Raw genomic sequence first — 13833 nt, 5'->3', positions numbered from 1 at the left:
CGAATGTGCCGTAAATTGTTCTTGGCAAGCAACTTCCCAAAGGTCGAGGACACATAGTTGGGTTTAATGAGATTGCCAATCACATCGACACAGACATATCCCAGATATTCTTTGTTGTATATAGCACTGTCCGGGCGCAAGTCATCAAGGCAGGGGTACCGTGCCCAGATTTATCAACTGTATTTGTTTTTCTCTGATTTTTATGATACACGGGATGAATATGAAAAGGATATTTGGGATTGCAGGAAAATCCCTTCAGTTGATATTCCTGTATATGCTACAAATCACCTGATTAACTTCACATTTATACCGCCAGCATTCCAAAGACTCGCAAAGAAATATATAAAAACAAGGTTGACAATCTGTGCCTTATCAACGGTTCGTTTGGAATTAGATGCAATTACATATTTCCTACAGTTTATTGCAGATGCCGAGCCCAAATGGACAAACCTGAGGCAGCTTACTCGTCGCCATATTGAAAATTTTATTCAACAATATCTGAACACTTTTCCCTCCAAAACCAGGCAGCAGTTAGACAAGCTCTTAAGCACACGTAATTTTCTTCTTCGGATACAGCAGTTTAATTATCCTGAATCCCCGTTGCTTCCAGTGCCCTCACTGTTTTTCCATGAGGATAATTTCATCCATCATGGCCTGACGGTTGAGCATGGCGAAGTGCTGAACAATTTTCATATCGTGGATATACTGCTCAAACAGCTCCCCGGACACATAAGCCAGGGCTTTGGGGATGCTGGTCTGCTTGAGGTTTTTCAGCTTCTTCAGCTCTTTCTGAATCGCCTTCTCTCGGCCTTCCGCTTTCATCTGGGCAACCAGAGCTGCAATCGAAGCGTCATCGGTGCGGTTGAGCACCTTATAACCGGCCTCTTGGTAGTAGCTGGCCACCTCCACACCCAGGTGGCGGCTGCCGGAATGGACCACAATGTAGAGGTTCCCCTCGTCATCCCTGTCCACCTCAATAAAATGATTTCCACCGCCCAGAGTTCCAATGCTTTTCTCAGCCCGGAGCAGATCCACATGAGGTTCGCAGTACAGCTCACTCAAGTCGATCTCATTGAGGTAGCGGTGGGCCTTATCCCGGATGGAGAAGCCGGAGGGGATTTTCTCATAGATCAGCTTATCCAACTTTTGAAGCTCCAGCCGGCTTTCCCTGATACGGGTGGTCTCCATGCCGCAGCCGATATCCACCCCCACCAGATTGGGTACCACCTTGTTGGTGATGGTCATGGTGGTGCCGATGGTGCAGCCTGCTCCGGCGTGAATGTCCGGCATGAGCCGGATACGGCTGCCTTCTGTGAATTCCTGATTGCACAGCTCCTGAACCTGTGCGATGGAGGCGCTGTCCACCACATCGGTAAAAATTTTGGCTTCGTTGTATTTTCCTTTGATTTCAATCATAGTTTCCTCGCAATATTCTGCTGTTGAGATGATTCTTTTATTTCGACATAACAATCCGGATGTGCTTTTTTAAACGCATTGAGCTCCTGCTTTCCAATGGGGCAATCCTGTATATATAACTCCCGCAGCATCGGCATATTACCTAATGGCTTCAGGTCAGTAACAGGATTTCCTTTCAAGGATAAACGATGCAGCCATGTTAAATTGGCCAGCGGGGTCAAGTCTGTGATCCTATTGTGCTCCAAGAACAGCTCAGTCAATTTCGGCATATCCGCTAATGGAGACAGGTCTGTAATTCGATTGTGGCTGAGATACAGTGTACTCAACTGCGGCAATCCTGCCAAAGGCGCCAAATTGGAGATCAGATTATTGCTCAGCTCCAACGATTCAAGCCGTGTCAGTCCAGCTAAAGGCGTTAGATCAGCAACTCTGCATCTGTCAAGGTATAAGACACGCAGCTGCTTCATGTACGCAAGGTGAGATATCTCCTGGACCTGCGTATTTGAAAGGTATAAATATACCATGCGGGTAAGGTTCGTCAGCGGAGATATGTCAGACATCGGATTTCCACTCAGCTCTAAGATTGCCAAGTGCTGCAGTTGTGCCACGGGTGTCACATCGGTAATCTGATTTTCGTGCAGATCCAATTTCTTTAATTGTGCCAGCGCAGCCAAAGGTATCAGATTAACGATTTGATTTTGGTTGAGCTTCAAATCACGCAGTTGCAGTAAACCTGTAAGCGGTGTCAGGTCTGTAATGCGGTTCATGGAAAGGTCCAGACTTTTTAGTTCCTTCAGTTCTGCCAAAGGCGCCAGATCAGAGATAAGACGCCCAGGCAGGTACAGCTTTTCTAACTGCTTCAAAGTGGACAGCGGAGTCAGATCGCGAATAAGTTGAACATCCATTGGAAGCTCCTTGGTATCCAACGCAATTTTCTGCCCATCAATTAAAAGAAAGCGTCTGTCCGCTGTCATAAAACTCCCTCCTAATCGGATGCTGCACCTTCATCCTGGTAAAGAGAATAGCCTGGTGGAAATCAACTTAAAGAACAGGTTACAGCGACAAAACCCTGCGGAACCCTGCCATTGGGCAGGCTGCCGCAGGGCGTGAAAAGACTGCAAAAACCGCTATATTTACCAGTAGATGTGATTTCATCCTTAGCCATAACACAGTTTTCCAAAGTAAGATGGTCAGTGGGTGAACAGAGCAATTATGTGTAGTGGTTTATACATGATATAGTGTCATTATATCACAGGGCAATCCCGTGCGGAAATGCTTTCTTAGGCTGGATTGTGACGTTTTTCTTAAGAAAATGAGCCGAGAATATGGCTCCGAATACACTGTTAGGGACTATTTGAGCGCGGAAAAGACACTGGCCTCATAGATCCATCCCATTAGCTCATCGTCGATTTCATCAAGGTTTGAAATAAGTACATGGTGGGTCCAGCGGTTGGGATAGGGCTCGGTAGCCACGTCAATTCTGGGGGATTCCAGACAGTGATCCAGGCCAAAGGTGACCACAATGTAGTGGGCGGGGCGATCTTTGGCCTTGCGGACTTTGCTAAAGGAGACGCAGGCAAACATATGCCGGTTATAAAAGGAAATCTGGCTTTTCTGTACCTTGATTTGTACATCGGCAATCCGGTCCAAGATCAGGCCTTCCAACCGCTCATACAGCGGCAGCGCCTCTATATCCTGCTGAAAAAACAGCAGAGCATTTTCGTCCATGAAAACCCCTCCTTTGTTATCAGTGTATCATATCCATGCAGCTATGAACAGCGGTGTTCTCCTGGAATATAGCGAATGGAACGAATGTTTGACTTTGCGGCAAAAAAAGCATATAATAAAAAAATCAGCCGTATCTTTTTGGGAGAGGGGAGGGAAGTGCTTGGATCGGGTCATTTTTCACTGTGATTTGAATAGCTTTTACGCATCGGTGGAGCTGCTGGATCATCCGGAGTTAAAGGACAGGCCGGCGGCGGTATGTGGTGACCCGGAGAGTCGCCATGGAATTATTCTGGCCAAAAATGAGCTGGCCAAAAAGTATAAAGTACAGACGGCAGAGACCATCTGGCAGGCCAGACGGAAGTGTCCGGACCTGGTATTGCTGCCGGCCCACCACTGGAAGTATCGGGAGTATTCCAAAAAGGTGAATGCCATCTATGAACGGTATACCGATCTGGTGGAGCCCTTCTCCATTGACGAGAGCTGGTTGGATGTGACCGGGACCCTTCATCTCTTTGGAGGGGATGGAAAGGCTTTGGCCGACCAGATTCGCCAAACAGTGCGGCAGGAATTGGGGCTGACGGTATCGGTGGGCGTTTCCTTTAATAAGGTATTTGCGAAAATGGGCAGCGACTACCGAAAACCGGACGCCACAACGGTGATCACCCGGGAAAACTTTCAACAGCTGCTCTGGCCATTGCCGGTGACCGATCTGCTCTTTGTGGGCCGTGCGGCGGCCAGGGTGCTCAATGGCTACGGGATACGCACCATTGGTGATCTGGCCCGGTTTGACCGGGAGAGCCTGGGGCAGATTCTGGGCAAGGGAGGATATACCCTCCACGACTATGCCACGGGCAGGGAACACGCCCCGGTGGTACCTGCCCGGGATATGCCAGGGCCCAAGTCGGTGGGAAACGGACTGACCTTCCCTAAAAATCTGGTGGGCTGGGAGCAGCTGCGTACGGCGCTGTCTGAGTTGGCGGACGAGGTTGCGGTCCGGCTACGCAAGCACGGCCTCAAATGTACCACCGTACAGATCACCGTGCGTGATCCGTCCTTTAAAGATATCTGCCGCCAGAAGCGGCTTAGTGCCCCCACTTATATCTCCCGGGACCTGGCGCAGTGCGGGATGGAGCTGCTGCACAGCTGTTGGAGTGAGCGGCAGCCAGTCCGGGCCCTTACCATTACGGCCCAGAACCTGGTGGAGGAGCGGGACGCAGGGGAGCAGGTGGATCTGTTCGCCGCCGACGCCATACCCTGCCGTGATAAGCTGGAGAAGCTGGAGAAGGCCATGGATTCCATCCGGGACAAATATGGGCGGGGGGCCATCTCCATTGCTTCTGCCGTCCATCCGGCGGGAGAGCCGGACAGGGAGGACCAGCGGCTGCCGCCGGGGGACTGATATAGTCTCATAAACCACATTATAGCATGGATAAAATTATATAAAACTGGGGCGCAAATCTGAAACGCTTTTAAGCAAACTGCTGTTTTTGTATAGAGTTTGGACATGAAACGGGTTTTGTCTATTTTCAATTTTCGTCAGAAAAGGTATCATGACACACAATGATAGGTATTGTTATGCCGTGAAAGGGGAAAATAAAGATGAAAATTCCTGACAGTCTGAAGCGCTATGGCCTGGCCAAGGTGTTTGATTATCTGGATAAAGACCCTATGAACAATATGAGCAAGGTTATGGACCTGGTCAATAAGTTCTCCGGGGACACCCTGTCCACTCAGCGTGAGGCGTTCGACAAGGCCATCAATGATAAGGATTCCTGCTGGCACCAGCTGATCGAGAAGGTCTGGACCCAGACCGACCCCGATGTGCTCAAGACCGTGTTCAACAACTTCTTCGTCAACGCCAACCTGGTGGGCTGGCCCAAGCAGGAGAAGATGCGTGAGAAGTACGGCTGCAATATTCCCTGGGCCATTCTGCTGGACCCCACCTCTGCCTGCAACCTGCACTGCACCGGCTGCTGGGCGGCGGAGTACGGCAATAAGCTGAATCTGTCCTTTGACGATATCGACTCCATCATCACCCAGGGCAAGGAACTGGGCATCTATATGTACATCTACACCGGCGGCGAGCCCCTGGTGCGCAAGAAGGACATCATTGCCCTGTGTGAGAAGCACAATGACGTGGCCTTCCTGTCCTTCACCAACGCCACCCTCATTGACGAGGAGTTCTGCCAGGATCTGCTGCGGGTGAAGAACTTCATTCCCGCCATCAGCCTGGAGGGCTTTGAGGAGGCCAACGACAGCCGCCGCGGCCAGGGCGTGTACGAGAAGGTTACCAACGCCATGGCCCTGCTGAAGAGCCATCACCTGCCCTTCGGTATCTCCACCTGCTACACCAGCGTCAACTACAAGGACATCACCAGCGAGGAGTTCTACGACAAGATCATCGACCTGGGCGCCTACTTTGTGTGGTTCTTCCACTATATGCCTGTGGGCAACGATGCCGCTCCTGAGCTGATGCCCACCCCCGAGCAGCGTGAGGAGATCTATCACCGCATCCGCGCTATGCGTCAGACCAAGGGCATCTTCGCCATGGACTTCCAGAATGACGGTGAGTACGTGGGCGGTTGTATTGCCGGCGGCCGCCGTTACCTGCACATCAACGCCAACGGCGACGTGGATCCCTGCGTGTTTATCCACTACTCCGACTCCAACATCCACGAAAAGACCCTGCTGGAGTGCCTGCAGTCCCCGCTGTTCATGGCCTACCATGACAACCAGCCCTTCAATGACAATATGCTCCGTCCCTGCCCCATGCTGGAGAACCCCGAGCGCATCGAGGAGATCGTCAACAAGACCGGCGCCCACTCCACCGATCCTCAGTCTCCCGAGACCGTGGAGCACCTGACCTCCAAGACCCACCCCTACGCCGACAACTGGAAGCCCACCGCCGACAAGCTGTGGGCCCAGTCCCACCCCCAGTGCGGCGGCTGCACTGCCTGCAGCGGCAACAAGTAATTACATAAAAAAATTCCTCCGTCTCAGGACGGAGGAATTTTTTTATCCGTGGGAAGGACTGTGCATTCTGCTGGCCAGATTGCGGAAGCTTTCCATCAGATTTTCCTGATGAACCTCTGCCGCGCGGAAGCGGAAGAGGGCAAAATTCAGATTGAACAGGGTGCCCAACACGATGGCGGAGATAACTGTGCCGATTCCAACCTGGCCGCCCAGCAGCCAGCCGAGAATAATAACGCCAATCTCCACCACTGCCCGGCATAGGCCGACAGACCGTTTGGTCTTGCGGGCCAGAGCCACCATCAGGGAATCCCGGGGACCGGCGCCCAGAGCCGCTTTCATGTACAGCCAGGTCCCAATGGCCAGCAGTTCCAGGCCGCCTAACAGCATCAGAATACCGGAGAACAGGTTTTCCATCAGAGGAATCCATCCCTGGGCCAAAATATAATCGATAAAAATGGCACATAGGGTGATATTTAAAATTGTACCCAGGCCGAAACCCTCGCCAAATAGAATGGCAACACCGATGGCGGCCGCGCCCACGATGATGGAGGCGGTGCCGTAAGTGATGCCGAAGGTTTGGGCCATACCCTGCTGCAGGACGCTCCATGGCTCCAGTCCAATGTTGGCCTGCAACATCATAACGATACCCACCGCGCTGATCACCATGCCCAGAACTACCCAGAGCAGCCGGCGGGGATAGTGATAACCCATCTTGATCTTACCTCCCATAGAACTGAGGAAAAGGGGAGAGGCCTTAAGCCTCTTCCTTGCGGATTGCGCTTAGATAACGATATACACTTGCCTGGGAACATTCCAGAGCATCGGCCACATCTTTTACAGCGCCCTTGAGCAGGAAAACGCCCTCGCTGTCCAGTGCGCCGATGATCTGAATGCGTTCTTCGGAATTGAGACGGTCCGCCGTGATATTCCTGCGGTCCAGTTCCCGAAGTACCGCCTCGGTAGCCACACCGTGGATGGAGTTGTGGAAGCGCTCTGCCGGAGCAAAACGGTCTGCCACAGTCTCATCCACCTGAAAATTGGTATCAACAAAATGATCGGGGTGGCAGAGCCGCAGTAAGGCATCGCTCACTGCCTGGAATCGACTGTCATCAAAATTGATGCACAGCATTCCGATCAGCTTGCCGTCGTGTTTGATGAACATGGTGGAGGAGCGCAGGGTCTTGCCCGTGCTGGATACACCCAGGTAATGGAGGATATAGTCCTGGGTTTCATAGCTTTTATCCCTCAGGATACGCAGTGCAACATTGGTCAGAGGAGCGCCTACGTCGCGGCCGCTGATGTGGTTATTGGCAATAGCGATAATGGAGCGGTCTTTGTTTGTCAGATCATGAAGCGCTACCTCATAATCGGGCCCAAGTGCGTAGCCCAAAAATTCAGTCAATTTGATGTAGTGCTGCAGCAGTGGATTGGCCAATTAGCTCACCTCTATCCTTACCTTTGGCAGCGTATGTCAGCTGTTTAAAATTGCCTATCAAGCCCCAATTTATTATATTCAGTATAGCCGATCACAGGATTATTGTCAAAAGAAGATTAGAAAATTTTTCTCATAAATATAAATAATTTGATGATGTTGTCCATTCCTATCCCTATAGCCCCCCAATAATGCCGGGATTGAATTGAAATACCCAGGAATTACGCAAAGAATGATTGACAAAAAATTATCTCCGTGATAAATTACTATTGCAATATTAAAAGGAGGCGGAAAATACCATGAAGAAAATTGTCAATACCGATAAGGCCCCTGCGGCCATCGGCCCTTACGCTCAGGCGGTTGAGATTGATGGCCTGGTGTTTACTTCCGGCCAGCTGCCCATTGATCCCGCAACTGGAGCTTTCCCCGAGGGTATCGCCGAGCAGACCCGCCAGTCTCTGACCAACGTGAAGTCCATTCTGGCCCAGGCCGGTCTGAGCATGGATCAGGTTATCAAGACCACCGTGTTCCTCAGCGATATGAACAACTTTGGCGCGATGAACGAGGTGTATGCCACCTTCTTCACCGAGGGCAACTATCCCGCCCGCTCCGCGGTGGAAGTGGCCCGTCTGCCCAAGGACGCTCTCGTGGAGATTGAGGTTATCGCAGTAAAGTAAAGCAAAGATTCAGGCCCTACGTACATCATTCAGAAAGGTTACTGTCCGCCAGTTGCTGGAGCCGGATGGGCTGGCTTCCGACGACCGGGGTATCCTCTAAAAAATGCAAGCGCTATGCGCTTATATTATGGAGGGAAAGAACCATGGAAGAGTACAAACTGAACGTCCCTGTTCCTCATCACTTTACGTTTGCCGTTCGTGACGTACCCGATGTCACTGTTGAGCAGCGTGAGCGCGCTCTGAAAGCCACTCACTATAATGAGTTTGCCTTTCCCGCCGGGATGCTGACCGTTGATATGCTGTCCGACTCCGGCACCACCGCCATGACCAATCAGCAGTGGGCTGCTCTGTTCCTGGGGGATGAGGCCTATGGCCGCAACACCGGCTACTATGTTCTGCTGGACACCTTCCGCGACATTTTTGAGCGAGGCGGCGAGAAGAACTGGAAGAAGATCATCGACCTGGTGCGCACCGACTGCCGGGACGTTGAGAAGATGATGGACGAGGTCTATTTGTGCGAGTACGAGGGCGGGTTCTTTAATGGAGGCGCCAAGCAGATGGAGCGCCCCAATACCTTTATCATCCAGCAGGGCCGTGCTGCGGAGTCTGTGCTGATGGAGATCGTGAAGAAGATCCTGACTGCCCGTCATCCCGGCAAGGTCTTCACCATCCCCTCCAACGGTCACTTCGATACCACCGAAGGAAATATCAAGCAGATGGGCTCTGTGCCTCGTAACCTGTACCACAAGGAGATCCTGTACGAAGTTCCTGAAGGAGGGCGCTACGAGAAGAACCCCTTCAAGGGCGACATGGATATCGACAAGCTGGAGCAGCTGATTACTGCGGTAGGTCCTGAGAACGTGCCGCTGATCTTCACCTGTATCACCAACAATCCCATCTGTGGCCAGGCCGTGTCCATGGGTAACCTGAAGGAGATCAACCGGGTCGCTCACAAATACGACATCCCGCTGGTGTTTGACGTGGCCCGCTGGGCTGAAAACGCCTACTTCATCAAGATGAATGAAGAGGGCTATGCCGATAAGTCCATCGCTGAGATTGCCACTGAGATGTTCTCCTACTGTGATGCCTTCACCATGTCCGCCAAGAAAGACGGCCATGCCAATATGGGCGGTATGCTGGCCTTCCGGGACCGGGGCCTGTTCTGGCAGAAATTCTCGGACTTCAACCCCGACGGCAGCGTGAAGACCGACGTGGGCGTTCTGTTGAAAGTGAAGCAGATCTCCTGCTACGGCAACGACTCCTACGGTGGAATGTCCGGCCGTGACATCATGGCTCTGGCTGTGGGTCTGTATGAGAGCTGCGACTTCAACTACATGAACGAGCGTGTTGCCCAGTGTAACTACCTGGCCGAGGGTTTCTACAGGGCCGGTGTCAAAGGTGTCGTACTGCCCGCCGGCGGCCACGCTGTGTACATCAACATGGACGAGTTCTTTGACGGCAAGCGTGATCATACCACCTTTGCTGGAGAGGGCTTCTCTCTGGAGTTGATCCGCCGCTACGGCATCCGTGTGTCCGAGCTGGGCGACTACTCCATGGAGTATGACCTGAAGACCCCCGAGCAGCAGGCTGAGCTGGCCAATGTGGTCCGCTTCGCCATTGACCGCAGCCGCCTGACCCAGGAGCACCTGGACTACGTCATCGCTGCTGTCAAGGCGCTGTATGAGGATCGTGAATCCATCCCCAATATGCGGATTGTCTGGGGACACAACCTGCCCATGCGGCACTTCCACGCCTTCCTGGAGCCCTACCCTAACCAAGAGAAGTAGGAGGCAGGCAGCCCGGCAGGACCATGCAGCAACTGCATTACGAGGAGACGAATGCAGATAAAAGGAGAGAGGGCACCCAACGAACCCAATATCAGTTCGTTGAGTACCCTCTTTTTCCGATTACAATGGTTTGACCAAACCAAGATGGAATCGAGGAGGTCTATTATGGCAGGTTCCACCCCAGGCAATCTTGATAATCGAGATGGGTTTAGAAGCAAATGGGGGTTTATCCTTGCGTGTATCGGTTCTGCCGTCGGCATGGCCAACATCTGGCGCTTCCCCTATATGGTGGCTGAGTTCGGCGGCCTGACATTCCTGCTGCCGTATTTTCTGTTTGTGCTGCTTATTGGAGCTTCCGGCGTGATGGAGGAATTTGCCCTGGGCCGTTGGGGCGGCGCAGGGCCTGTGGGTTCTTTCGGAAAAGCAGTGGAAACCCGGGGCGGCAAACGTCGTGTGGGAGAGGCCATCGGTATCCTTCCTGTAGTTGGGTCCATGGGCCTGGCTATCGGTTATACGGTGGTTATGGGCTGGATCTTTAAGTATACCAAGATGGCTATTACCGGTGAGCTATTTGCTCTGGGCCAGGATACTGCCGCTATTGGCGGAACCTTTAGTGCCGCTGCCCCTGAAACCAAGACCCTTGGCGAAGGTGTCAGCATGATGCTTCAGAACGGTATATTTGGCATTGGCAACGGCTTCTGGATTATTGTAGCTATCGTGGTTTCTGTGGTCATCATGGCGCTGGGTGTATCCGGCGGCATTGAAAGGGCCTGTAAGATCATGATCCCTCTGTTGTTTGGCCTGTTTTTGGTCATGGCGGTGTATATCGCCACTCTGTCGGGCGCTGGCGATGGATATAAGTTCATCTTCAGCCTGAACCCCCGGGGGCTGCTGGACTGGAAGGTTTGGCTGTTTGCCTTTGGCCAGGCATTTTTCTCCCTGTCTGTGGCCGGCAACGGCTCGGTCATCTACGGCTCCTATCTGGGTAAGGACGTGGCCATAGGCGCATCTGCCCGTAATGTGGCTGTGTTTGATACTTTGGCAGCTTTGGTGGCGATGTTCGTAATCATCCCCGCTATGGCTACCACCGGTGGTGAGCTGACGACCAAGGGCCCCGGTCTGATGTTTGTGGCGCTCCCCAGCGTGTTTAACGGTATGGGCGGTATTGGCTGGGTGGTGGGGGCCTTCTTCTTTGTTGCTGTCCTCTTTGCCGGTACCACCTCCATCATTAACCTGTATGAGACCCCCGTGGCTTTCTTGCAGGAGAAGCTGAAGTTCAATCGTGTGGTATCTGTTGTCGCCATTCATGCCGTCGGACTGGTGGTGGCTTTGCTCATCCAGCCCTGGACCTCTCAGTGGATGGACGTGGTATCCATCTACATCTGCCCGCTTGGCGCCATGCTGGCCGGGATCATGTTCTTCTGGGTGATGAAGAAAAAGACGGCTGTAGATGCCGTCAGCCAGGGTTCCCATAAGCCTGTGGGCGGCTGGTTCCACCCCATTGGTAAGTTTATTTATGTGCCTTTGTGCGGTGTGGCACTGGTTGGCGGAGCCATCGTGTCCGTTACGCTGGGAATGACACTGGGTTAATTGATATTGGAAAACGGGCCGCTGCGTTTGCAGCGGCCCGTGCTGTTATATTTGACAGTTGCCGCCCGTACTGGGCGGTGGAGAGAGGGACTACTCCTTGTGATCTTCCACGATCTCACCATTGCGGAAAGCCTGTACCAGGGCCATCAGATCGTCGATCTGCTCTTGGAGCTGGCGGCCTACGTCAGTCCCGGCGATTTTCAGCCGGGATTCCAACCGCTCAAATACCACCGAAGTAGAGGCGATGTCCTGGTTTTCCCGGATGGCGTTGGCCCGTCCAACAAAGGGCTCGTGGGAGACCAGCCGGAAGCAGGCGGAGTTGTAAATCAGCGTGTAGCCCGCAATGCCGGTGGTTTTCTGATAGGCTTTGCAGAAGCCGCCGTCGATAACCAGCAGCTTGCCGCCTGCCTTCATGGGGCTCTCGCCCTTTTTGGACTTTACCGGGATGTGCCCGTTGATGATGTGGCAGTGAGGTCCCTCCAGACCGAACTGCTTCAGCAGGAACTCACACACCGCCGGATCGTTGTAGAGCTGATAATAGGCGTTTTTGGGCTCGGTCCAGGTGGACTCGTCCAAAATAAACCGGCGCTCAAAGGTGGTCATACGGTCACGGCCAAAGATGGGGCTGTTACGGCCTGCCCACAGGAACCACAGAAAGTCCATACCGAACTCCCGTTCTTCCGTGCCCGGCTTGCTGTAATAGGCCCGGCGGGCGTTGGTATCGGCATAATCCAGAAAGTCTTTGCCGGACAGGGTCACGCCGCCGATGGTAAAGGACTGGAGCTGACCATCCTCCGTCATGGGGATGCAGCCGTGGAAGAGCAGGTTGCCGTTGTAGACCTTGTACAGACTGCCCTTGGAGTAGAGGAAGCGAATGTGCCGCTGGAGCTTTTCGCTGTGGAGGAAGGAGCTGGTCAGCTGATTGATGAGGGTACTCTCTTCCTCGGTAAGGGTATAGGGATCGTTGGGGTCTACAGTGGGGAAGTCGGTATCCTCCATGGGATAAGTGGTGCCATTGATGGTGATGCACTTATTCTCATAGTCGATCTTGTCCAGCAGCAGCCGGTCCGCCATACCAAAGCAGGGGTTGCGCAGCAGTTTCTGCCCCTCCAGCTTGAAGAGAATGATGGTAATGGCCTTGTGCATTCGGGCGGCAAGCAGCTTATCCTTTTCCGTGTAGTGGGCGGCGTCTTCGTTGGTCAGCTTCACCTCAAAACAGTGGACATCGCAGTCCTTGTATACCTCGTTGGCAAAGACCGACAGAGGCCGCAGGGAGATGCCGTAGCCTGTCTCGATGACCTCCAGGTTGTTGTAGCGCAGGGAGTTGGCCAGTACGGTGGCCACCAGGGTGCGGGAGCCGGAGGCGGCCCCCATCCACAGCACGTCGTGGTTGCCCCACTGGATGTCTACACTGTGGTAGTCCATCAGAGAGTCCAGAATGATATCCGCCCGGGGACCCCGGTCAAAGATATCGCCCACCAGATGAAGATGGTCCACCGCCAGTCGCTTGATGAGCTCGCACAGCTGCACCAGGAAGTTGGAGGCCCGGTCGATGTCGATGATGGTGGAAATGATATTCTCGTAATAGTCCCGCTTGTCCATGTCCTCGTAGTGGGTATGGATCATTTCGTCGATGATGTAGGCGTACTCAGGAGGCATAGCCTTACGGACCTTGGAACGGGTGTATTTGGAGCTGACCAGACGGCACATCTCGATCAGGCGGTGGAAGGTGATGCGATACCACTCCCGCATATCGGTGGTCTCCCGCTCGATCTCCTCCAGTTTTTCCTGGGGATAGTAGATAAGGGTGGCCAGCTGGTCCAGATCGGCCTTGGATACGGTGGTGGCAAACAGGCTGTCCAGCTTCTCGCGTACCACGCCGGAAGCCGAGTTCAGGATGTGAAGGAAGGCCTCATACTCGCCGTGTACGTCGGAGATAAAGTGCTCAGTGCCTTTGGGCAGGTTCTGAATGGCGTGGAGGTTGATGATCTCGGTGCTGGCAGCCTGGACATTTGGGTATTGCCGGGCCAGCATTTTCAGATAGTGCAGGTTTTCCGGACGGTATGCTTTCTTACCTTCCATGGGAGGGCCTCCTTTTGGATGTCGTTGCCAATATTATCCCACTTTATGTGGCTGGTTGCAAGTAGAATCCAACCGTTGTTGGACTTGACAGTGTAAAATCTCGGGATATAATTGATATGTCAATCATTGATATATCAATTAGGAAGGT

General features: G+C 53.0%; 11 protein-coding genes and 1 pseudogene. 5 read left to right on the top strand and 7 right to left on the bottom strand.

Annotated elements, in window-relative coordinates; translation table 11 throughout:
• Positions 1–633: 633 nt before the first annotated feature.
• The 4 genes and pseudogenes from B5G42_RS03665 to B5G42_RS03655 form a co-directional block, all read right to left on the bottom strand.
• Positions 634–1416 (bottom strand): annotated as a pseudogene (locus B5G42_RS03665) (RtcB family protein); the annotation flags it as partial.
• Positions 1413–2390 carry a leucine-rich repeat domain-containing protein gene (locus tag B5G42_RS03660; RefSeq protein ID WP_087266691.1) on the bottom strand — a complete coding sequence of 326 codons (978 nt, stop codon included), beginning with the start codon at positions 2388–2390 and terminating at the stop codon, positions 1413–1415. The gene B5G42_RS03660 and the pseudogene B5G42_RS03665, both read right to left, overlap by 4 nt.
• A gap of 62 nt (positions 2391–2452) precedes the next feature.
• A complete protein-coding gene (locus tag B5G42_RS18820) occupies positions 2453–2581 on the bottom strand; it encodes a hypothetical protein (protein ID WP_275532429.1) in 129 nt (42 codons plus the stop codon).
• Positions 2582–2766: 185 nt separating this feature from the next.
• Positions 2767–3144: a DUF5655 domain-containing protein gene (locus B5G42_RS03655; protein WP_087188978.1), complete on the bottom strand. Its 378-nt coding sequence runs from the start codon at positions 3142–3144 to the stop codon at positions 2767–2769.
• A gap of 160 nt (positions 3145–3304) precedes the next feature.
• Between B5G42_RS03655 and dinB the strand changes: the two genes are divergently transcribed.
• Both dinB and B5G42_RS03645 read left to right on the top strand, forming a co-directional pair.
• The gene (gene dinB / locus B5G42_RS03650; protein ID WP_087188977.1) at positions 3305–4543 is read left to right on the top strand and encodes a DNA polymerase IV; all 1239 of its coding nucleotides are present in this window, start codon (positions 3305–3307) and stop codon (positions 4541–4543) included.
• Between the two features lie 200 nt (positions 4544–4743).
• Positions 4744–6117, top strand: coding sequence for a radical SAM protein (locus B5G42_RS03645; RefSeq protein WP_087188976.1), 1374 nt, complete (start codon positions 4744–4746; stop codon positions 6115–6117).
• Between the two features lie 42 nt (positions 6118–6159).
• Here B5G42_RS03645 and B5G42_RS03640 read toward each other — a convergent pair whose 3' ends face one another.
• On the bottom strand, positions 6160–6846 hold the full coding sequence (locus B5G42_RS03640) for a YczE/YyaS/YitT family protein (RefSeq protein ID WP_087266688.1): 687 nt from the start codon (positions 6844–6846) through the stop codon (positions 6160–6162).
• A 25-nt stretch (positions 6847–6871) separates the two neighbouring features.
• Positions 6872–7552 (bottom strand): helix-turn-helix transcriptional regulator, encoded by a 681-nt coding sequence (locus B5G42_RS03635; RefSeq protein WP_087266684.1) that lies wholly within the window; start codon positions 7550–7552, stop codon positions 6872–6874.
• A gap of 296 nt (positions 7553–7848) precedes the next feature.
• On the opposite strand from B5G42_RS03635, the gene B5G42_RS03630 reads away from it, so the two are divergent.
• From B5G42_RS03630 to B5G42_RS03620, 3 genes are all read left to right on the top strand, one after another.
• Positions 7849–8226, top strand: coding sequence for a RidA family protein (locus B5G42_RS03630; RefSeq protein ID WP_087266679.1), 378 nt, complete (start codon positions 7849–7851; stop codon positions 8224–8226).
• Positions 8227–8369: 143 nt separating this feature from the next.
• A complete protein-coding gene (locus B5G42_RS03625; RefSeq protein ID WP_087266676.1) occupies positions 8370–10013 on the top strand; it encodes a tryptophanase in 1644 nt (547 codons plus the stop codon).
• Positions 10014–10157: 144 nt separating this feature from the next.
• On the top strand, positions 10158–11603 hold the full coding sequence (locus B5G42_RS03620; protein ID WP_343286687.1) for a sodium-dependent transporter: 1446 nt from the start codon (positions 10158–10160) through the stop codon (positions 11601–11603).
• A 90-nt stretch (positions 11604–11693) separates the two neighbouring features.
• On the opposite strand, the gene B5G42_RS03615 is transcribed toward B5G42_RS03620, so the two are convergent.
• Positions 11694–13685 (bottom strand): fructose-1,6-bisphosphatase, encoded by a 1992-nt coding sequence (locus B5G42_RS03615; protein WP_087266673.1) that lies wholly within the window; start codon positions 13683–13685, stop codon positions 11694–11696.
• Between the last annotated feature and the right edge of the window lie 148 nt (positions 13686–13833).

It is taken from the genome of Flavonifractor sp. An91 (assembly GCF_002159225.1).
In the GTDB taxonomy this organism is placed as follows: Bacteria; Bacillota; Clostridia; order Oscillospirales; family Oscillospiraceae; genus Flavonifractor; species Flavonifractor avicola.
This window is presented reverse-complemented; position numbering and strand designations above follow the sequence as displayed.

Excerpts from the sequence above, each read along its gene's own strand:
- B5G42_RS03645 (WP_087188976.1), top strand. The coding sequence starts at position 4,744 with ATGAAAATTCCTGACAGTCTGAAGCGCTATGGCCTGGCCAAGGTGTTT.
- B5G42_RS03655 (WP_087188978.1), bottom strand. The coding sequence starts at position 3,144 with ATGGACGAAAATGCTCTGCTGTTTTTTCAGCAGGATATAGAGGCGCTG.
- B5G42_RS03630 (WP_087266679.1), top strand. The coding sequence starts at position 7,849 with ATGAAGAAAATTGTCAATACCGATAAGGCCCCTGCGGCCATCGGCCCT.
- B5G42_RS03640 (WP_087266688.1), bottom strand. The coding sequence starts at position 6,846 with ATGGGAGGTAAGATCAAGATGGGTTATCACTATCCCCGCCGGCTGCTC.
- B5G42_RS03620 (WP_343286687.1), top strand. The coding sequence starts at position 10,158 with ATGGAATCGAGGAGGTCTATTATGGCAGGTTCCACCCCAGGCAATCTT.
- B5G42_RS03660 (WP_087266691.1), bottom strand. The coding sequence starts at position 2,390 with ATGACAGCGGACAGACGCTTTCTTTTAATTGATGGGCAGAAAATTGCG.
- B5G42_RS03625 (WP_087266676.1), top strand. The coding sequence starts at position 8,370 with ATGGAAGAGTACAAACTGAACGTCCCTGTTCCTCATCACTTTACGTTT.
- B5G42_RS18820 (WP_275532429.1), bottom strand. The coding sequence starts at position 2,581 with ATGGCTAAGGATGAAATCACATCTACTGGTAAATATAGCGGTTTTTGC.
- B5G42_RS03615 (WP_087266673.1), bottom strand. The coding sequence starts at position 13,685 with ATGGAAGGTAAGAAAGCATACCGTCCGGAAAACCTGCACTATCTGAAA.